Origin of the sequence: Paraburkholderia sp. SIMBA_030 (assembly GCF_046535245.1) — a bacterium.
GTDB lineage: Bacteria > Pseudomonadota > Gammaproteobacteria > Burkholderiales > Burkholderiaceae > Paraburkholderia.
In genome coordinates, this window is sequence record NZ_JAWRXB010000018.1 from 93,607 (window position 1) to 112,517 (window position 18,911).

The 18,911-nt window shown below is 61.2% G+C and carries 13 protein-coding genes; 9 read left to right on the forward strand and 4 right to left on the reverse strand.

Annotated elements, in window-relative coordinates:
* Positions 1-172 precede the first annotated feature (172 nt).
* The 6 genes from sauS to SB772_RS27960 all read left to right on the forward strand — a co-directional run bounded on the left by sauS (position 173) and on the right by SB772_RS27960 (position 9,732).
* The gene (gene sauS / locus SB772_RS27935) at positions 173-1,618 is read left to right on the forward strand and encodes an acylating sulfoacetaldehyde dehydrogenase (protein ID WP_410836408.1); all 1,446 of its coding nucleotides are present in this window, start codon (positions 173-175) and stop codon (positions 1,616-1,618) included.
* Complete coding sequence (locus tag SB772_RS27940; protein WP_410836409.1) at positions 1,615-3,255, forward strand: AMP-binding protein; 1,641 nt, start codon at positions 1,615-1,617, stop codon at positions 3,253-3,255. Before sauS ends, SB772_RS27940 begins: the two co-directional genes overlap by 4 nt.
* Positions 3,256-3,408: 153 nt before the next feature.
* On the forward strand, positions 3,409-4,791 hold the full coding sequence (locus tag SB772_RS27945) for an MFS transporter (RefSeq protein WP_410836410.1): 1,383 nt from the start codon (positions 3,409-3,411) through the stop codon (positions 4,789-4,791).
* A gap of 228 nt (positions 4,792-5,019) precedes the next feature.
* A complete protein-coding gene (locus SB772_RS27950) occupies positions 5,020-7,959 on the forward strand; it encodes a molybdopterin-dependent oxidoreductase (protein WP_410836411.1) in 2,940 nt (979 codons plus the stop codon).
* Positions 7,960-7,969: 10 nt separating this feature from the next.
* Positions 7,970-8,776, forward strand: a complete 807-nt coding sequence (locus SB772_RS27955) for a 4Fe-4S dicluster domain-containing protein (protein WP_410836412.1) — start codon at positions 7,970-7,972, stop codon at positions 8,774-8,776.
* A complete protein-coding gene (locus tag SB772_RS27960; RefSeq protein WP_410836413.1) occupies positions 8,773-9,732 on the forward strand; it encodes a dimethyl sulfoxide reductase anchor subunit family protein in 960 nt (319 codons plus the stop codon). Before SB772_RS27955 ends, SB772_RS27960 begins: the two co-directional genes overlap by 4 nt.
* A 79-nt stretch (positions 9,733-9,811) precedes the next feature.
* On the opposite strand, the gene SB772_RS27965 is transcribed toward SB772_RS27960, so the two are convergent.
* Complete coding sequence (locus SB772_RS27965) at positions 9,812-12,178, reverse strand: DNA polymerase II (RefSeq protein ID WP_410836414.1); 2,367 nt, start codon at positions 12,176-12,178, stop codon at positions 9,812-9,814.
* A gap of 202 nt (positions 12,179-12,380) precedes the next feature.
* Between SB772_RS27965 and SB772_RS27970 the strand changes: the two genes are divergently transcribed.
* Positions 12,381-12,806: a PRC-barrel domain-containing protein gene (locus tag SB772_RS27970; protein ID WP_410836415.1), complete on the forward strand. Its 426-nt coding sequence runs from the start codon at positions 12,381-12,383 to the stop codon at positions 12,804-12,806.
* Between the two features lie 27 nt (positions 12,807-12,833).
* Here the strand turns inward: SB772_RS27970 and SB772_RS27975 are convergent, their stop codons facing one another.
* Positions 12,834-13,844: a DUF2891 domain-containing protein gene (locus SB772_RS27975; RefSeq protein ID WP_410836416.1), complete on the reverse strand. Its 1,011-nt coding sequence runs from the start codon at positions 13,842-13,844 to the stop codon at positions 12,834-12,836.
* Positions 13,845-14,138: 294 nt separating this feature from the next.
* Here SB772_RS27975 and SB772_RS27980 point away from each other — a divergent pair, with 294 nt between their 5' ends.
* A complete protein-coding gene (locus SB772_RS27980) occupies positions 14,139-14,879 on the forward strand; it encodes a hypothetical protein (RefSeq protein ID WP_410836417.1) in 741 nt (246 codons plus the stop codon).
* A gap of 192 nt (positions 14,880-15,071) precedes the next feature.
* Here SB772_RS27980 and SB772_RS27985 read toward each other — a convergent pair whose 3' ends face one another.
* Together SB772_RS27985 and SB772_RS27990 are read right to left on the reverse strand one after the other, a co-directional pair.
* Positions 15,072-15,563, reverse strand: a complete 492-nt coding sequence (locus SB772_RS27985) for an aconitase X swivel domain-containing protein (protein WP_410836418.1) — start codon at positions 15,561-15,563, stop codon at positions 15,072-15,074.
* Positions 15,556-16,803 (reverse strand): aconitase X, encoded by a 1,248-nt coding sequence (locus SB772_RS27990; protein ID WP_410836489.1) that lies wholly within the window; start codon positions 16,801-16,803, stop codon positions 15,556-15,558. The genes SB772_RS27985 and SB772_RS27990 overlap by 8 nt, the downstream gene beginning before the upstream one ends.
* 959 nt (positions 16,804-17,762) lie before the next feature.
* Between SB772_RS27990 and SB772_RS27995 the strand changes: the two genes are divergently transcribed.
* Complete coding sequence (locus SB772_RS27995) at positions 17,763-18,878, forward strand: branched-chain amino acid ABC transporter substrate-binding protein (protein WP_410836419.1); 1,116 nt, start codon at positions 17,763-17,765, stop codon at positions 18,876-18,878.
* Positions 18,879-18,911: the final 33 nt, after the last annotated feature.

Here is an 18,911-nt window from a genome sequence, read left to right on the forward strand (position 1 = left end):
TGGATTGTGCATCGACTTGATTGGTTTTCGGGACTATGGAAAGTCCCGAATTTCGCACTTTCTGATTCTAGCGAGCGTGGAGCTTGGGATAGTTCAAAAAACGGGACTCCGAAGCAGGCATGGCTGGCTAGATTGGTACAACTGCCAATCTTTTCCATCCGGAGTGAACAGTATGAACGTCAGGGCCACAGAAGCCGAAGCCGCGCGCGAGCGCGTGGACGGCGAAGTCGGGCGCAGCGTCGCGTCACTGATCGCGCGTGCCCGCGCCGCGCAGCGCGTATTCGAGTTCGCGGGGCAAAACGTGCTCGATACCGCCGCCGATGCCGCAGCGTGGGCCATCATGGAGCCCGCGCGCAACCGGCAGCTTGCCGAACTGGCGGTGCGCGACACCGGTCTCGGCAACGCGGACGACAAGTTTCGCAAGAACTATCGCAAGACGCTCGGGCTGCTGCGCGATCTGCACGGACAGAAGACCAGTGGCGTGATCGCGCGCGACGCGGCAACCGGTATTGTCGAGATCGCGCGAGCTGTCGGCGTGGTCGCGGCCATCACGCCGTCCACCAATCCCGCGGCGACACCGGTCAACAAGATCGTCAACGCCCTCAAATGCGGCAATGCCGTCATTGTCGCGCCTTCTCCAAAGGGGTATTCGTCCTGTGCGTTGCTGATCGAGTTCATCCATGCGCAATTCGCCAAAGCCGGTCTGTCGGCGGACCTCGTCCAGATGTTACCCGCGCCGATCAGCAAGGCCGCCACCGCTGAGTTGATGCGTCAGGCTGATCTGATCGTCGCGACCGGATCGCAGGCGAACGTACGGATGGCCTACGCAAGCGGGACGCCCGCGTTCGGCGTAGGCGCGGGGAACGTCGCTTCGATCGTTACAGCATCGGCGGATCTGCACGATGCAGCGCACAAGATTGCGAGCTCGAAAACCTTCGATAACGCGACGAGCTGTTCATCCGAGAACAGCATCATGATCGAGGACGCGGTGTACCCGCCGATGTTGCGTGAACTGGCCGCATGCGGCGGCGTGCTGCTCGACGGCGCGCAAAAGGCAACGCTGCAGGCCGCCATGTGGGTGAACGGCAAGCTGTCCGAGCATTGCACCGCGAAGTCCGCAGCAGCGATTGCACGTGCAGCAGGCCTCGATGACATTGCCGCACGGGATCCCGCCTTTCTGATGGTGGAGGAAACCGGCTTCGGCGCGGACTTTCCGTTCTCGGGCGAGAAGCTCGCGCCGGTGCTGACCGTTTATCGTGCCAACACCTTCGACGCCGCTTCCGAGATCGTGCGCGGCGTCTACGCCTACATGGGAGCAGGGCATTCGGTCGGCCTGCATTCCACCGATCCCGAGCAGGCTGTGCTACTGGGTTCGGCGTTGCCGGTCGCGCGCGTGATCGTGAATCAGGCGCATTGCTTCGCGACCGGCGGCAACTTCGATAACGGCTTGCCGTTCTCGCTGTCGATGGGGTGCGGGACGTGGGGCCGCAACAATTTCTCCGGTAATCTGGGCTTCCGCCAATACCTGAATATCACGCGCGTCGCGTATCCGATTGAGGAGCGCGTGCCCGAGGCCGATGACCTGCTCGGCGAATTCTTCAGGAGATATGGCCAATGAACAAGCCTCTGACGATTCGCGCGCTGATCGACGAGCGTGCTGTGCAGTCTCCGGATACGCCTTTCCTGCTGGCTGCTCCCGAGTGCGATGAAAGCGGTGCCGCCGGTGCTCGCACGGACACGCTGACATTCGCCGCATTGCGGGACGACTGCCGTACGCTGGAAGCGTGTTTTCGCGAAGCCGGCTTGCGGCCCGGCGATGTCGTCTCAGTGTTCATGGGCAATGGCCTTCAGACCGCACGCTTGTTGCTCGCTGCGATGTACAGCGGGCTCGTCGCCAACCCGCTCAATCTGCTGTGCCAGCCTTCGCAGCTTCGCTACATCGTCGAGCATTCGGATACGCGCATGATCTTTACCGGGCGCGATACGCACGACGCGATGACTACGGCGATCGCCGGCTTGCACGAACAACGTCTTGCGCTCGACGTCATGCTCGTGCAAACGGAACCGGATGCGCTGAAGCTGCCCGCATTGCTGCAAATCGAACCCGCACTGGCGGAAGCGGCCGTGGGCGCTGCCGTGCAACCAGCATCGCCGCCGCGCATCGACGGGCGCGATGCCGCCCCGTCGTCCGCGCTCGAACCGCGCGCGAACGATGTCGCGCTGCTGATGTACACATCCGGCACCACGGGCGCGCCGAAGGGCGTCTTGCTGACCCATCGGAACCTGCTGGCCAACGCGCGGAACATCACCCAGGAGCACCAGCTCGGCACCGACGACCGGGTCCTCGCCGCGTTACCGCTTTATCACATCAATGGGCTGGTCGTGACGCTGATCGCGCCGCTCTTTCACGGCGGCTCGGTTGTCATGACGTCGCGCTTTTCGGCGCGCACCTTCTGGCGCGACGTCGCGCGCCACGGCTGCACGTGGATCAACGTGGTGCCGACGATCGTCGCCTATCTGCTCAATAACGACGAACCGTGCCCATTCGATCTGTCGGCGCTGAAGTTCTGCCGCAGCGCCTCGGCGGCACTGCCCGTCGACCATCATCGTGCGTTCGAGGCGCGCTTCGGCATCGACATCATCGAAACCATGGGAATGACTGAAACAGCCGCACCCGTATTCAGCAATCCATACGATGCGGCGTTGCGAAGAGTCGGCAGCATTGGCCTGCCTTCAGGCGGCGAAGCAAAGGTGATCGGCCCGGACGGTCGCGAGTGCGCACCCAACGAGTGCGGCGAACTCGTGTTGCGCGGCGAGCAGGTCATGGGCGGCTACTACAAGCGGCCCGAGGAAACGCGTGCGGCCTTCACCGCCGACGGCTGGCTGCGTACCGGCGACCTCGGCTATCGCGACGACGACGGCTACTTCTATATCAACGGCCGGGCGAAGGAACTGATCATCAAGGGCGGCGAAAACATCGCCCCGCGCGAAATCGACGAAGCGTTGCTCAAACACCCCGGCGTGCTGGATGCGGCGGCGGTCGGCGTGCCGGATACGGCATACGGGCAGGAGATCGTTGCTTTCGTCGTGCCGCGCGTCGCCGATGGACAAGGCGCGCTCGACGTAGCGGATCTGCATGCGCACTGTCTGCGCGAACTGGGCCGTTACAAGACGCCGAAGGAGTTCCGCTTCGTCGCGGAACTGCCCCGCGGGCCCTCGGGCAAGGTTCAGCGCCTCAAGCTGGTGCCGCCCTGACGGCTGCTGCGGGAATGTGCCGGCAGCAGCGCGCCGGTGAGCATAAGGAGACGCACCAGAGCGGACACAGTCCGCCCGTACAGATCGAACGACCACGGACGTCGCAGGCGTCATAGACGTCGCCGGCGTCACATAAGAGAGACAGGAGACAGCATGCAAACGCACAAGCGGCGCGTGAAGACGCGCCACATCATCCTGGCCGTCATGTGCCTGATGTATTTCATCTCGTACATTGATCGTGTGAACATCGCCGTGGCCGGTCCCATGATTCGCCACGAAATGGGGCTGACGACGGTCCAGCTCGGTCTCGTGTTTTCGGCTTTCGCGTATCCGTACGCATTTATGCAGATCATTGGCGGATGGCTGTCGGACAAGTACGGACCGAAACTGGTGCTAACGGTGCTGTCGCTGATATGGGGAGCGGCGACGCTCGCCACGGGGTTCGCCGGCAGTGTGGTGATGCTCGTCGCGCTGAGGTTCGCGCTCGGAATCGGCGAGGGCGGGGCATTCCCGAGTGCCACGCGGGCATTTACCTACTGGATGCCGGTTGCAGAGCGTGGTTTCGCACAGGGCATCACGCACAGTTTCGCGCGTCTCGGCGGCGCGGTGACGCCGCCACTCGTGCTCGCGGTGGTGGTGGCGGGCGGCTGGCGCGATGCGTTCATTCTGCTAGGTGTGGCCAGTCTCGCGTGGACGATGCTCTACTTCTGCGTGTTTACGAACTCGCCGGAACAGAACCGGCGTATAACGCCCGAGGAAACCGCGGAGATCGGCTATCGTGCCGGCGACTGCGACCGCGCTAAACACGCGGCCACGCCGTGGCGCAAGTTGATTCGCCGGATGTGGCTCGTCACTTTCGTCGACTTCTGTTATGGCTGGCTGCTATGGGTCTATCTGACCTGGCTGCCTTCGTATCTGAAGGAGTCACGCGGCTTCGATCTCAAGCAACTGGCGCTTTTTACCGCGCTGCCGCTGCTCGCGGGGGTGATCGGCGATACCTTGGGCGGAGTCGTGTCGGACCGGCTCTACAAGCTCACCGGCCGGTTACGCTTTGCGCGGTGTGCCGTGCTGGTGGTGGGCATGGGCGGCTCGCTCGTGTTCCTGCTGCCGATGGTTTCCGCGACCAACCCGTTGATGGCGGTGCTGTTCCTGTCGGCGTCGTTCTTTTTCCTCGAGATCACGAATCCCGTCTTGTGGACGTTGCCGCTCGACATCGCCGGCAAATACGCGGGTACTGCGGGCGGCATGATGAACACGGGCTTCGGCGTGGCGGGCATGGTCTCGCCGGTCGTGTTCGGTTATCTGATCGAGACGACCGGCAGCTACAACGTACCGTTCACGATTTCCGCGTGCCTGCTGGCAGTGGGCATCGTGGCGGCGCTTTTCATCGATACGGCCAAGACGGTCGAGGCCGACGAGGAGCGCGAGCGGCTGCAGGGGGGAGAGCTGGGCGGCATGCCCGCATTTCTTCATGCGGGCGCGGCCGTCAGGCTGGAGCGGCATCATCTGCGCCGCCCATTGCGGTGGCGCAAATGACGCACCGGCAGGCGCCCGGGAAGCCTCAGCCGGCCGATCAATTATGTCAGCGATATCGCCCATGCGCGAGGCGCCCGTCAGCCGGCCCCAGCGACCATAACTATCGGCTGGGACGATGAATTCGATATGAAATAGCGATTTTTCTTTTGCCTCTATCGCCCTTAGGATGATCAGCACGGTTGCCGGCGGCCAACGCGGCCATCGCGCAACCCATTGAAGGAGGCACACATGGAACACCACGCGCGCACGCAGAATGAGAAGCTCGAAGTGAAAACGACGACGTGTTACATGTGCGCGTGCCGGTGCGGCATCCGCGTGCATCTGCGCGACGGCGAGGTGCGTTACATCGATGGCAACCCCGATCATCCACTGAATCAGGGGGTGATCTGCGCCAAGGGTTCCTCGGGGATCATGAAGCAATATTCGCCCGCGCGCCTGACCCAGCCGCTGATGCGCAAACCGGGCGCGGAGCGCGGCAGCGCGCAGTTCGAACCCGTATCGTGGGACGTCGCGTTCGCCACGCTCGAACAGCGCCTTGCCCATCTGCGCGCAACCGATCCGAAGAAGTTCGCGCTCTTCACCGGGCGCGACCAGATGCAGGCGTTGACCGGGCTGTTCGCCAAACAGTTCGGCACACCGAACTACGCGGCGCACGGCGGATTCTGTTCGGCCAACATGGCGGCCGGCATGATCTACACGATCGGCGGGTCGTTCTGGGAGTTCGGCGGCCCGGACCTCGACAGCGCGAAGCTGTTTTTCATGATTGGCACCGCGGAGGATCATCATTCGAATCCGCTGAAAATCGCGCTTTCGAAGTTCAAGCGCGCCGGCGGCCGGTTCATCGCGATCAATCCCATTCGCACCGGGTACGCCGCGATTGCCGATGAATGGGTGCCGATCCGTCCCGGCACCGACGGCGCGCTGTTTATGGCGTTGATCCGTGAGTTGATCGAGAGCGACGCCTACGACCACGAGTTCGTCGCGCGCTATACGAATGCCGGCGAACTGCTCGACATGAATGCGGATGCCGACACCTTTGGCCTGTTCGCGCGCGATCCCGATGCACCCGAAGGCAATCCGCTGTTTCCGCAAAACCACCTGTGGTGGGACCAGAACACCCAGCGCCCGGTGCTGCATCACACGCGAGGCGCAGTGCCGGCGATGTCGGGAAAATACACGCTCGACGACGGCACACCGGTGACGCCGTCGTTCGCGTTGCTGCGCGAACGCGTTGCCGATTGCACGCCGGCGTGGGCCGCGCAAATCACCGGTATTCCCGCCGACACCATCCGGCGGCTCGCGCACGAGATGGCGCAGACGGCACGCGAACACAAGATCACGTTGCCGATCCGCTGGACCGACGCGTGGGGCGAATCGCACGAGACGGTCACCGGCAGCCCGATCGCCTTTCACGCGATGCGTGGACTGGCCGCGCATTCAAACGGTTTTCAATCGATCCGCGCGCTGGCCGTGCTGATGTCGCTGCTGGGCACGATCGATTCGCCGGGCGGCTTCCGGCACAAGGCGCCGTATCCGCGTGCGGTGCCGCCATCGGCCAAACCGCCGAACAGTCCCGACGCCGTGCAGCCCAATACGCCGCTGGCGACGGGACCACTCGGCTGGCCGGCTGCGCCCGAAGACCTTTTTATCGATGCCGCCGGCGAACCGGTACGTATCGACAAGGCCTTCTCGTGGGAATACCCACTCGCCGTACACGGGCTGATGCACAGCGTGATCACCAACGCATGGCGCGGCGATCCTTACCCGATCGACACGCTGATGATTTTCATGGCCAACATGGCGTGGAACTCGTCGATGAACACGATGGAAGTCCGCAAGATGCTCGTGGACAAACACGACAGCGGCGAATACAAGATTCCGTTCCTGGTGGTCTGCGACGCGTTCCAGTCGGAGATGACCGCGTTCGCCGATCTGATCTTGCCGGACACCACCTACCTCGAGCGTCATGACGCGATGTCGGTGCTCGATCGGCCCATCTCGGAGTTCGACGGTCCGGTGGATTCGGTGCGCATACCGGTCGTGCCGCCGACCGGCGAATGCAAGCCGTTTCAGGAAGTGCTGATCGAACTCGCGAGCCGTCTGAAACTGCCGGCCTTCACAACGAGTGAGGGCACGCGCAAGTTTCGCGACTATCCGGACTTCATCGTCAATTTCCAGACCGCGCCGGATTCCGGCGTCGGCTTCCTGATCGGCTGGCGCGGCAAGGACGGCGACAAGGCGCTCGTGGGTGAACCGAATCCGCGGCAATGGGAGGCGTACGCGAAGAACAACTGCGTGTTCCATTACACGCTGCCCGAGACGCTGCAGTACATGCGCGGCGTCAACGGACCCTATCTGAAGTGGGCGGTGGAACACGGCTTCCGTAAGTTCGACACGCCGATCCTGATTCAGCTCTACTCGGATGTGATGCAGAAATTCCGCCTTGCAGCCCAGGGCAAAACCGCGGCCCGCCAGCCGCCTGACCATCTGCGGGCGCGGGTCGAGCGCTATTTCGATCCGCTACCGTTCTGGTATGAGCCGCTCGAACTCGGCGCCACCGATCTCACGCGCTATCCCCTTGCCGCCGTTACGCAGCGGCCGATGGCGATGTATCACTCGTGGGACTCGCAAAATGCGTGGCTGCGGCAGATTCACGGCGAGAATTACCTGTTCATGAATCCATCGATGGCGCGCGCAAACGGTATCGAAGACGGCGGGTGGATCTACGTCGAATCGCAGTGGGGCAAGGTGCGCTGCATGGCGCGTTATAGCGAGGCGGTGGAACCGGGCACGGTGTGGACGTGGAATGCGATCGGCAAGGCGGCCGGTGCCTGGAACCTCGGCCCCGATGCCAATGAATCGCAACGTGGCTTCCTGCTGAATCACCTGATCACCGACGAACTGCCGGGCACGGCGCAGCACGCGGCGCGTACGTCGAATTCCGATCCGATCACCGGACAGGCGGCGTGGTACGACGTGCGCGTGCGGATCTATCCGGCCGAAGCCGACGCGGACCACACGTTGCCGCAGTTCGCGCCGATGCAGGCGCTGCCCGGTTCGACCGGCGCGGCCCAGGCCGGAATGGCCCAACGCATCGTGCAAACGTATTTTGCCGGGCGCGGCGAGTTCGCGGCGCGTCTGCGCGGCCTGTCCAGGCGTAACGAATGAGGAGCATCGCATGACACAAATGGCGCTCGTAATCGATCTTAACGTCTGCGTGGGATGCCACGCGTGCGTGACGAGTTGCAAGGAGTGGAATACGTCCGGTGAGGCGGGCAGTCTTGCCGACTTTCGTCCATACGACGCCGACCCATCGGGCACGTTCTTCAACCGCGTGCAGACCTTTGAAGCCGGCGAGTTTCCGCTTACCGACACGATTCACTTTCCGAAGTCGTGCCTGCATTGCGAAGATCCGCCGTGCGTGCCGGTGTGTCCGACCGGCGCGAGCTACAAGCGCAAGGAAGACGGCCTGGTGCTGGTCGATTTCGACAAATGCATCGGCTGCAAGTACTGCGCCTGGGCGTGTCCATACGGTGCTCGCGAACTCGATGAAGAACGCAAGGAGATGACCAAATGCACGCTGTGCGCGGACCGCATCAATAACGAAGCGCTGCCCGAACGTGACCGCAAACCTGCCTGTGTGTTGGCGTGCCCGACCTCCGCTCGGCTCTTCGGCGATATTCACGACCCGGAATCGGGGGTTTCTCAGGCGATTCGCGATCGCGGCGGCTATCAACTCATGCCTGAGTGGGGGACGAAGCCGGCGAATCACTATCTGCCGCGTCAGAAGACGAGTTCGTGCGGCGGCGAGTCGTGTTCGTGCAAGTCGGGCAGTACCGAGGCTGAATCCGCGGAAGGGCTGAGTTCCGCCACCCCCCTCGATACGGAACTGGAGCAAGGACGACTACACGCTGAAGAGCGGCGATCGGCGTCGGGGATGGTGGGACGCGTGTTCAATATTCTGGGTCTTGGGAGACACGCATGAAGCCTGCATTTTCCGTCGTGTTCCTGACCACGCTGAGCGGTGCAGGGCAGGGCTTGTTGATCGCGCTGTTCGGTGTCGAGTTCGCCCTGCACCTCGGGCTGATTGCGGCAAGCTCAGCACCGCCGCAGATGTTCTTTGTGCTGGGTGCGGCATTGGCCGTCGTCCTTGGCGGGCTCGGTCTGCTGGCCTCGTTCTTTCATCTCGGACATCCGGAGCGCGCCTGGCGTGCGATCGCGATGTGGCGCACGTCCTGGCTTTCTCGCGAATGTCTGGCTTTGCCTGTCTTTCTCGCCAGTGCGTTTGCCTACGGCATCGCGCATTGGTTCGGCTCACCCTGGTCACTGGCGATTGGGGCACTCGGCGTACTCGCGAGCGTCGCGCTGTTCGTGTGCACCGCGATGATTTATGCGTGTTTGCGCTTCCTTCAGGAATGGGCCACGCCGCTCACGATGGTGAACTTCATGCTGCTCGGCTGCGCATCGGGTTTCACGCTTGCGACGACTTGCGCCGCATGGCTTGCGCCGTCGCTCGTTGCGGCGCTGGCGGTCTGCGCCTGTGCGCTGACGCTTGCGGGTTGTGCCACGCGCGTGGCGTCGCTCGTGCGCAATGCGCGGCTGCGGCCGAAATCGACGGTGCAGAGCGCAACGGGTATCAAGTCGCCGAAGCTCGTGCAGAAGTCGCGAGGCTTCACAGCAGGCGCATTTAATCTGCGGGAGTTTTTTCATGGCCGGACACAGCGAACGCTGAAACACATCAAGTGGACGTTCCTGGTCGCCGCGTTTGCGGTGCCGTTCGTGCTGATCGCGCTCGGCGGCGGTTCGTCTTCGGTGGCCGCGTCGGTCTGGCTGCTGTGTGCCGCGTGTGCAATCCAGTATGCGGGTTTGGTCGCGGAGCGCTGGTTCTTTTTTGCGGAAGCCCGGCATCCGCAGAATTTGTACTACCGGCAAGTGTCCTGAGCGCAGAGGCTTACGCGCGGGTCATTTCATTGACGACGACAACGTGCCGATCGGATTGAACGCACAGCCTTTGAGCCGCTCAGAACAACTGTTTCTGACCGCTCATCAACCTCATGAAGTTATCGCGCAACATCGGCAGGATAGCGTCGGCGACCGGTTGCAACTGGCGCGTCAGATAGTGTTCGTAGTCGACCGCCGAGCGCAGTGTTTCGAGCGGTTCCGGTCCGGCGACCGTCATCACGTAGCTGATCCAGCCGCCGTTCTGGTATTGCAAGGGCCGGCCCTGCCGGCGATTGAACTCGTCGGCCACACGTGCCGCGCGAACATGAGGCGGCACGTTGCGCTCGTAGTCGCCGAGCGGTCTGCGCACCTGCTTGCGGTACACGAGCTGGTCGTCCAGCTTCCCCTGCAGCGTGTCGCGCACGTAGTTCCGCACGTAATCCTCATACGGCTGCTGCCTGAAAATGCGTGAGTAAAGTTCCTGCTGAAACCGCTGCGCAAGCGGGGTCCAGTCGGTACGCACCGTTTCCAGGCCTTTATAGACGATGTCCTCGCCGCCGTCCGGCAGCACCGTCAATCCGGCGTAGCGTTTCTTGCTGCCTTCCTCGGCGCCGCGAATGGTCGGCATGAAGAAGCGCCGGTAATGCCGTTCGAATTGCAGTTCGAGCGCGCTGTCGAGGCCGAAGCGCTCCTGCAGATGGTGCCGCCACCACTGGTTGATGTGCTCGACCAGCGCCCGGCCGATGCGGCTCGCGTCTTCCTCGGTATGCGCGTGTTTCAGCCACACGAAGGTCGAATCGGTATCGCCGTAGATGACCTCGTAACCTTCGGCCTGAATCAGCTCGCGCGTGCGGTGCATGATTTCGTGGCCGCGCATGGTGATCGACGACGCCAGACGCGGGTCGAAGAAGCGGCAGCCGGTGGAGCCCAGCACGCCGTAAAAGGCGTTCATGATGATCTTCAACGCTTGCGAAAGCGGCTTGTTGTGCTCGCGCTTGGCCGTTTCGCGTCCCTGCCAGACCTGGCCGACGATCGACGGCAAGCAGTGGCGATCGCGCGAGAAACGCGCGCCGAGAAAGCCCGGCACCGATTGATCGTCGCCGGGATGCTGCATGCCTTCGACGAGACCCACGGGGTCGATCAGGAACGTGCGAATGATCGACGGATACAGGCTCTTGTAGTCGAGAACCAGCACCGAATCGTAGAGGCCGGGCCGCGAATCCATGACAAACCCGCCCGGACTCGCGGCGCCCGCTACATCGCCGAGATTCGGCGCCACATAACCCTGCCGATGCATCCGCGGCATATACAGATGCGTGAACGCCGCCACCGATCCGCCGCTGCGATCAGCGGGCAAACCGGTGACAGTCGCGCGCTCCAACAGGAACGGCAGCAGTTCGGTCTTCGCGAAGATGCGCGTGACCAGCTCGCAATCCTTGAGGTTGTACCGCGCGAGAGCGGGTTTGTCTTCATCGAAACGGCGCTGGATTTCATCCATCCGCTGATACGGATTGTCGATCGACTTGCCTTCACCCAGCACCGAGCGCGCGACGTGTTCGAGACTGAACGACGGGAAACTCCACGTCGCGGAGCGCAGCGCCTCAATGCCGTCGATGATCAGTCGGCCAGCGGCACCGGCGAAGAAATGATTCTGTTTGTGGCCGTGCTCCCGCCACTCCATCACGGCGCCGCCACGTCCCAGACGCAGCGGTACGCGATACTGTTCGGCGTGCTGCTGCAGCACGCGCAAATCGAACTGCACGAGGTTCCATCCGATGATCGCATCGGGGTCGTACCGCACCAGCCACGTGTTCAGCTTGTCGAGCAACTGGGCGCGTGTTTCGCAGTATTCGAGCTGGAAGTCGAGTTCGCCGGCGTCGCCATTCGGCGGGCCCAGCATGTAGACCTGGCGCTGTCCGCAGCCTTCGAGCGCAATGGAGTAAAGCTCGGCGTGAGCGCTGGTTTCGATGTCGAGCGACACCAGTTTTAATGATGGGCGATAGTCCGTGGCAGGCTTCAATTCGCCGTTCACCAGCGTGCCGCTGTCTGGTGACTCGCCGCCGAACCACACCGGCGCGGTGATGAAGCGCTCCATCATGTAGCGCTCGGGCGGGAAGATATCGGCTTCGTAGACATCGACGCCGCCTTGCTTCAAACGCTTCCCGAGACCGGTCAATTGCCGGTACTGAGGGCAGTAAAGTCCCATGACCGGCCGGCGCTGGAAGTCGCACAGATCGAGTGGGCGCAATTCGATCTGTGTTTCGCGGCGCAGGATCGTTTCGGCGCGCTCGCGATGTGCAACCGGGATGAACGCAACCGAAGGCTGTTGACGCAGACGGATGTGACGGGGCCCTCCGTCTGTTGCCAGCCAGAAGTCGACCTCCGTGCCGGCCGGCGTGTCGCGCCAATGTCGGGTCAAAATGAAACCCTGTTCAAGCTCAGTCAAACGTCCACCTCGAAACGGCCACCATCGCGATGCGCAATTTTACCGCCATGCGTTCGTTGCCGTTGCCGTTGCCGTGGCCGCGCTGCCGTTGCACTCGCTCTCGTGGCTGCAACCGCGGCGCGTAGTCTGTATGATCGTTTTGCAGCGATTCCTTCGGCACAGTCGATGTGCCGGTCAGTCTACTAAGAACGGAGTGACGAATATGACTTTGGGAAAACTTGTTGTTGTGGTCGCCGTGGCAGCAACCAGCTTTGGTGCACAGGCGCAAGTCGCCGGCACGCAACCTCTTAGTGTCACAGTCGAGCAATCCAACGCGCTGTTGAGCGGCTGGAGCGCGAAGAAAAGCATTCTCGGCAAGGCCGTGTACAACGACCAGAACGAAAAGATCGGTTCGATCCGCGATCTGGTGATCGCACCCGACGGTTCGCTGTCGGCTGCAATCGTCTCCACCGGTGGGTTTCTCGGCGTGGCGTCGCATGACGTAGCGGTGCCGATCGCGGCACTCGATATCCGCTCGGGGAATTTCTATCTGGCAGGCGCGACGAAAGATGCGCTGAAAGCGACGCCTGCGTTCCAGTACAACAAGGTTCAGGCGCCGCCGAAGCCTAAGAAGCTGACCGGGCAGTAAGCTGTTTTCGCAGGGTGAGATGTGAAATCACGCTTCCAGGGCGAGCGTGGCGAAGGTGCCGAGCCAATGCTCGCCCATGTAGTCGCCGGCCACGTGCGCCAACGCGCATTCGAGGTGACGCTCGGCCGATGCGAACAACGCGACCCGGCGTGCGTCGCCGGCCGGCAGCGCGCGCGCCAGCGACCGCTGACACCATGCGCGGCTCAGATTCAAGCCGTCGAGGTGGGCGATCTTGCCGTCGGTGCGATCGGTCACGGTAACGGGTTCGAACAGGGTGGCGGGCTTGCGCGCGCCGAGATCCGGCAGAAAGCGGCCGAACCACGAGACGAACTGTGCGGGCGGCAGCACACGCCGCATCAACTCCGCTTCCATGAGCGAAGGCGACAGGAACTCGTCGCCGGCGGGCTCCCATGCCTGACACGCGACGTCGTTCAGAAACCAGCGCTCAGCTGTGTTCACCAGCAGCACTTCGAGCGATTCACGCGAGGTTTGACGCGCGAAATCGAGCGTGAGCGCGAGCGCGAACGCCATGTTGAAGTGCGTGCCGACCCGCAGCGGGTAAGTCGCTTTTGGCAGAAAATCTTCGAACCGTTCGACAAAGGCTTCGGTGAGCGGCACAAAGGTCTTGGACCAGCGCGCCGCTTCCGACAGCTTCAACGATTGGAGTTGCGCGCTCAGTGCGAGCAACCAGGCCCACCCATAGGGACGCTCGAAGCCGCGGTTGTGCGGCAAGTCGAGATACGCGCGTTCGCCGGCCACGTTCGCATCGGTGAAGTGCTCGTCGACCACCGCGATGATGCGCGCCGCTTCGGGCAGATCGGGAAAGCGCTCGAGCAGATGCAGGATCAGCCAGTAGCCGTGCACGCACGAATGCCAGTCGTAGCTTCCAAAAAAAATCGGATGCAATGCACGCGGGCCCTGCACGTCTTGGGGACCGGCGAGGGAGTGGGTCAGCTTGTTCGGATACTCGCGTGTGAGGTGATTCAGCGCGAGATCGGCAAATTTGGACGCGAATTCGGGGGTGAGTTGAGCAATCATCGAGCGCCTCCTCAAAAGCGGAATGCGAAAAGATACATCAGTATGGTATTGACCCTCAACAATAGCAAAACCGTCGGCTATCAGGACTTCCTGCGGTCATCATCGGAAACGAGGCGAATTGAATGCGTTGTGCATGATTTCCTGGTTTAGTCTCTCGACTCAGTAGAGGTCAACTGGCAACGGAGCCAGCACCATACAGGACCCAATATGCCTCCCACTTTTCGTCGCTATGTAGGGATTGACTATTCGGGAGCGCGAACTCCAACTGACGGCTTGAAAGGCCTTCGCGTATACATGGCACACACCGAAGACGAGGCGCCGGCCGAGGTATTCCCCCCGCCAAGTCCGCGCAAATACTGGAGTCGGCGTGGCATTGCCATGTGGCTTGCAGAGCTACTGAACGAGGACATCCCGACAATCGTCGGCATCGACCATAGCTTCTCTTTCCCGCTTCGCTATTTCGAGGTCCATCAGCTCGAACCAGAATGGTATGCATTTCTGGAAGACTTCCAGGCACACTGGCCAACGGACGAAGAACACGTCTACGTCGATTTCGTGCGCGATGGCCTCGCTGGCAATGGCAGCGCGCGACAAGGAAGCCCGAGATGGCGACGCATAGCCGAGGAACGCTGCAGAGCGAAGTCCGTGTTTCACTTTGATGTGCAGGGTTCCGTTGCCAAGTCGACTCATTCCGGCATCCCGTGGCTGCTCTACCTGCACCGTCAGCTCGGAGACAAGGTTCACTTCTGGCCATTCGACGGATGGGACATTCCGTCAGGTCGCTCTGCGATTGTCGAGGCCTACCCGTCGATGTGGACACGGGGACGAGTCGCGCCTGATGACATGACTGGCGACCAGTACGACGCATACACTATCGCCGCGTGGTTGCGTCTCGCCGACTTGGACGAACGCCTTCAGTTAGCATTGCACCCGCCGTTGACGGCATCAGAACGCGCCGTCGCTCAGGTCGAAGGATGGATTATAGGAGTGGGCTCCGTTGACTCCTCTGAAGTGGTGCCGCCGACGCCAGTTTGACCCAGATGCCGGTTGACCCGTCTGCTTTCGACGCCCACTCCTCAACCCTCTTCAGGCGTTCGAGTTCATTGCGGAAAATGTTCGCTATGCGTTTCAGACCGTCAACGGGGTACGGCGAGAATCGGCTCGCAAGATTGGATAGGTGCGGTGAGCACGCCGGTGAGCCAAGGCCATACGGCGCACCCTCTGCGGCTAGCGACAATCAAGATAGACTTTTGCTCCGTCTTGTCCACCGCTGGCCTCGATGCGCAGAGGGCCAGGCGCGGAAACGACTTTGTCAAAAGCGGAGGGTTCCAGACAGACAACCGGTACATCGAGGTTGTAGAGCTCGGCCGCGACGATGGCACCAATCGAGATGATGAGGTCTCGTTCTCTAAGCACGATGCCGACAGGGCCCGTGCCGTTACGAATTGCCTCAGCAAGCACGCTGCTGCTCGAACTCGAGCCTTTTGCGTGAGCCATGACCATAATCTTGCCCGCGAGGCTGTCGCCGACCTGCGGATGAGTGCGGTCAATAATCTTTCCGGCGTCCGAGTCGTAGCCACCCCAAAAGCTCAGGGGTTTTCCGAGCACAATCTTTTCAGCCTGCGCGGTGCCTGTCACCAGGACATCACCGACCAAAACGCGGCCGGAACTAGCTGCCTTCGGCGAACTCAGAACGCCGGCGTCGGAATCGTTAGTCATTGAATCGCACCTTCCCATCAAAAGCCGACTGCACGCATTCGTTCATGCTTCCATATGCCACCGTCACGCCGATGTTCGTCGGCGCGTACGACGCCCACTTGCCTGAATTGGTCATCACAAGCCCAGTCAGCTTTTTCATCACTGGCGTGATGTAGGTGCAGGTGTCGACGACAATCTGGATGCCTCGCTCTTCGAACTTGTCCGCAAGGCCGAGTTCATTCAGTTCCCAGAGAATGAAGCGACTCGTGTTTACGTAGAAATCCGCTTTGAGCTTTCCTTCGAACTGCTCGAGGATGTCCGCCAACCGGCGAAATTCCGGGAGCGAGAAGTGAGGCGTGCCCAGCGACACAGCAACGAGGTCGTCGCCTTCGCGGCCGCTGTTGAGATTGCGCCTGATTTCGTTGAGGTCCGAAAGCGAGACGTCGACTGTCTTCAAGGGGGCATGGCCTTGCAACGCGGCGTCCAGCGTGGGCGCTTCAGGCGTGATGCCGACAGCGTGAAAGAGTGCGACCGCGCCGCTGGAGGCTGCCGCGGCGCCCAGGGCCTTCAGTTCGTCTTCGTTGGTGTCGCACGGCAGGCCGACAATTACGGGAACTATTGCGCCAGCAATCCTGCCAACCAGCAGGCCAAGGGATGCAAAGTAGATATCGCGGGAAGGCAGACGGGTGAAGTCTGCTACCTTGAAAACAATCTGGCCCGCGCGGTTTGCTTCCACATGCAGTCCGGCATATGGCGCGCGTCCAGTGATGGCTGCCGCCAGGTCGAGAAAATCGCCGTAGCGGCTGGTTCTTGCTCCGAGCACCGAGTTTGCGAAGACAATCGCGTTGGATTCAGCCCACACGATTTGCTCTCCCTTTGCAGGCCTGTTCTTCAGTTGATACGGCGCGCACGTGAAGCTCGACTCACAGCCCAGTAGAAGATGAGCGTCCATCAGCCTTTGCGCATCGCGCTGAATCGAGCGGTCGCCGTGATAGAGCTCGGGATGAATCAAATCGAGTGAGCCCACATTCAGGGTGGTCGGCACCGCCACCTTTGCTCCCGCGGCCACGAAAAGCTCGACAAAGTCGAGGCTTGTCTGTCCGTGGTACAGGCAGCCGTCGATATGCGCCGAGCTGATGTCAATCAGGTGCGGCGCTGACATGACGTCAGCGGTGCGCGCAACAATTCGCATCGCGCGCGCGGGTCCTTCACCGAACTCGCCATTCAACATCGTCTTGTCATGCTCGCTTAACTGCAACATCTGGTGTTCCTCATGAGTCACCACCGGGACTTCGTTCTGAAGTATCTGGCCGAAATGTACAACTGGAGCAAAAAACTGTCCATACTGGTAATCGTGTAGGCCACTTTTCCCCGGGTGGAAGCGTAGCTGGCCGTCAATATCGGGCAAAACCACACCCGTCGGTCCACTTTTGGACTCGATGTGCACCAATTATGCGGCGCGATGGCCGGCAGGCACAACCATCTTGACCTTGAGTTGCAAACTTTGCCTTCGGTTGTACCAGGTTGGTCAAATTTTAGACTAATTGGTGTATATTAACTCCACAAATAGGCTTGTTAGCCCGGAAAGGCGTCATTATTGGGCTTGATGAAAACCAGTATGGACATATTTTTGTTCCAGTTATACAGTTCGGCTATGCAGTGAACATCCGCCATCGAAGTTGGACGCGATGGCTGCGGAGGATGTGGCGGCCCACGCAGGTAACCAACGAGAATCGGCGGGATGCAACTGCTCAGCTTTGGAGGTTTTCCTTTGCCGGCCTGGAGGGTTGGTCTGGTGACAGGTGGTTTTCGACCTCTGGTTCGCCGCTAGACCACATCCGCTCTTCGCGTATGTGAGGGGCACCGCGTAGAGTCAGCCCCTTTTGTTTCAAGTTTGCTAGCAGCTCCAAAGACAGACGCAGTCATCGTCAACGTCGATGGAATTGACCGCAGGGTTGAAGTCCTTTAACTGACAAAGCTATAAGGACTGCGAATGATGTTTGGTCTCTTTGTGAGTTCCGTGGATGGCGGTAAACGTATGGCTCGTGCGAAGAAATTCGCGAACGGGTGCGTGCAACAGTGGTTAGGACACTTGTTGCACTCGGGGAGCCTTCACTTCTTCTTGTCAGGAAGCATGTCCTCTACCTCGTATCAATGAGAAAAGAAAGTGTGTTGACCAACAGTGCTCGCGGAAGGGCGAGTCTTAGATAAGGAAACGTCATGAAACTTAAGGCCGCAATCGCTACGCTCGCGTTGGGTGGCATGTCAATCGGCGCCGCACATGCCGACCAGGTCGTGAAAATCGCGCTTTCCGGACCACTGACCGGCCCTCAAGCCGCCAGCGGCAAGGACGATGAGAATGGCCTTCGCCTGGCCATCGACACGCTCAATCAGAAGCCGATTAGGGTGAACGGGCAGGCAGTTAAATTTGAGGTGCTGTCAGAAGACGACCAGGCCGACCCGAAAACGGGCGTTCAGATTGCGCAACGTCTGATTGACCAACAGCCTTCCGCGTTTCTTGGCCCGCAGAACTCCGGCGTAGCGATTCCGGTCGCTCGTTTGACTACCGCAGCGCATATTCCGATGCTCACCGTCGCTTCGAATCCGCAGTTGACGAAGCTGGGTTACGACAACATCTTCCGCACCGGGGCAAACGATTCCGTGCTCGGTTCGTCAATGGCGGTGTTCGCTGCAGAAAAGCTGCACGCCAGGACCGCTGCGGTTATCGACGACCGCACGGCCTACGGCCAAGGCCTGGCGGACGAATTTGTCGCGAAAGCAAAATCGGTCGGCTTGCAGGTGGTGGGCCGTGAGTTCACTAACTCGTCAGCAACTGACTTCCTCGGCATTCTGACGACAATCAAGGGAAAGAATCCCGACGTCATTTTCCTCGGTGGCTACGTGCCTCAAGGCGCGCCGATGGCGAAGCAGATGGTCGCCCGCGGAGTACGAGCCAAGCTGCTCGGCGGTGACGGAATCTGCGCAGATGACATGGCAAAGGTTGCAGGCCCGGCCGCCGAAAATGCCTACTGCTCGATGAGCGGCTCGGGCCTTGATGGCACGCCGGAAGGCCGGGATTACATTGCGCGATACAAGGCGCGATTCAAGACGGAGCCGCAGGCATACGGCATCACCTATTACGACGGTATGATGCTGCTGGCAAACGTGATGTCGTCTGCCCAGACAACTGACCCAGCCAAGCTCGTTCAGGCACTGCGCAACGCGAATTTCAAGGGCGTCGCGGCGACCTATACCTTCGATAAGGTGGGTGACCTGAACAATGCGCCGACGACCGTTTTCACTTTCAGGAACGGCCAGATGACGGTAGTCAAATGAGCTGACTTACTGGAGAAGTCGAGTGACGCGTGG

Excerpts from the sequence above, each read along its gene's own strand:
- SB772_RS27955 (WP_410836412.1), top strand. The coding sequence starts at position 7,970 with ATGACACAAATGGCGCTCGTAATCGATCTTAACGTCTGCGTGGGATGC.
- SB772_RS27990 (WP_410836489.1), bottom strand. The coding sequence starts at position 16,803 with ATGTTGCAGTTAAGCGAGCATGACAAGACGATGTTGAATGGCGAGTTC.
- SB772_RS27980 (WP_410836417.1), top strand. The coding sequence starts at position 14,139 with ATGGCACACACCGAAGACGAGGCGCCGGCCGAGGTATTCCCCCCGCCA.
- SB772_RS27950 (WP_410836411.1), top strand. The coding sequence starts at position 5,020 with ATGGAACACCACGCGCGCACGCAGAATGAGAAGCTCGAAGTGAAAACG.
- SB772_RS27975 (WP_410836416.1), bottom strand. The coding sequence starts at position 13,844 with ATGATTGCTCAACTCACCCCCGAATTCGCGTCCAAATTTGCCGATCTC.
- SB772_RS27945 (WP_410836410.1), top strand. The coding sequence starts at position 3,409 with ATGCAAACGCACAAGCGGCGCGTGAAGACGCGCCACATCATCCTGGCC.
- SB772_RS27970 (WP_410836415.1), top strand. The coding sequence starts at position 12,381 with ATGACTTTGGGAAAACTTGTTGTTGTGGTCGCCGTGGCAGCAACCAGC.
- SB772_RS27940 (WP_410836409.1), top strand. The coding sequence starts at position 1,615 with ATGAACAAGCCTCTGACGATTCGCGCGCTGATCGACGAGCGTGCTGTG.
- SB772_RS27995 (WP_410836419.1), top strand. The coding sequence starts at position 17,763 with ATGAAACTTAAGGCCGCAATCGCTACGCTCGCGTTGGGTGGCATGTCA.
- SB772_RS27960 (WP_410836413.1), top strand. The coding sequence starts at position 8,773 with ATGAAGCCTGCATTTTCCGTCGTGTTCCTGACCACGCTGAGCGGTGCA.
- SB772_RS27985 (WP_410836418.1), bottom strand. The coding sequence starts at position 15,563 with ATGACTAACGATTCCGACGCCGGCGTTCTGAGTTCGCCGAAGGCAGCT.
- sauS (WP_410836408.1), top strand. The coding sequence starts at position 173 with ATGAACGTCAGGGCCACAGAAGCCGAAGCCGCGCGCGAGCGCGTGGAC.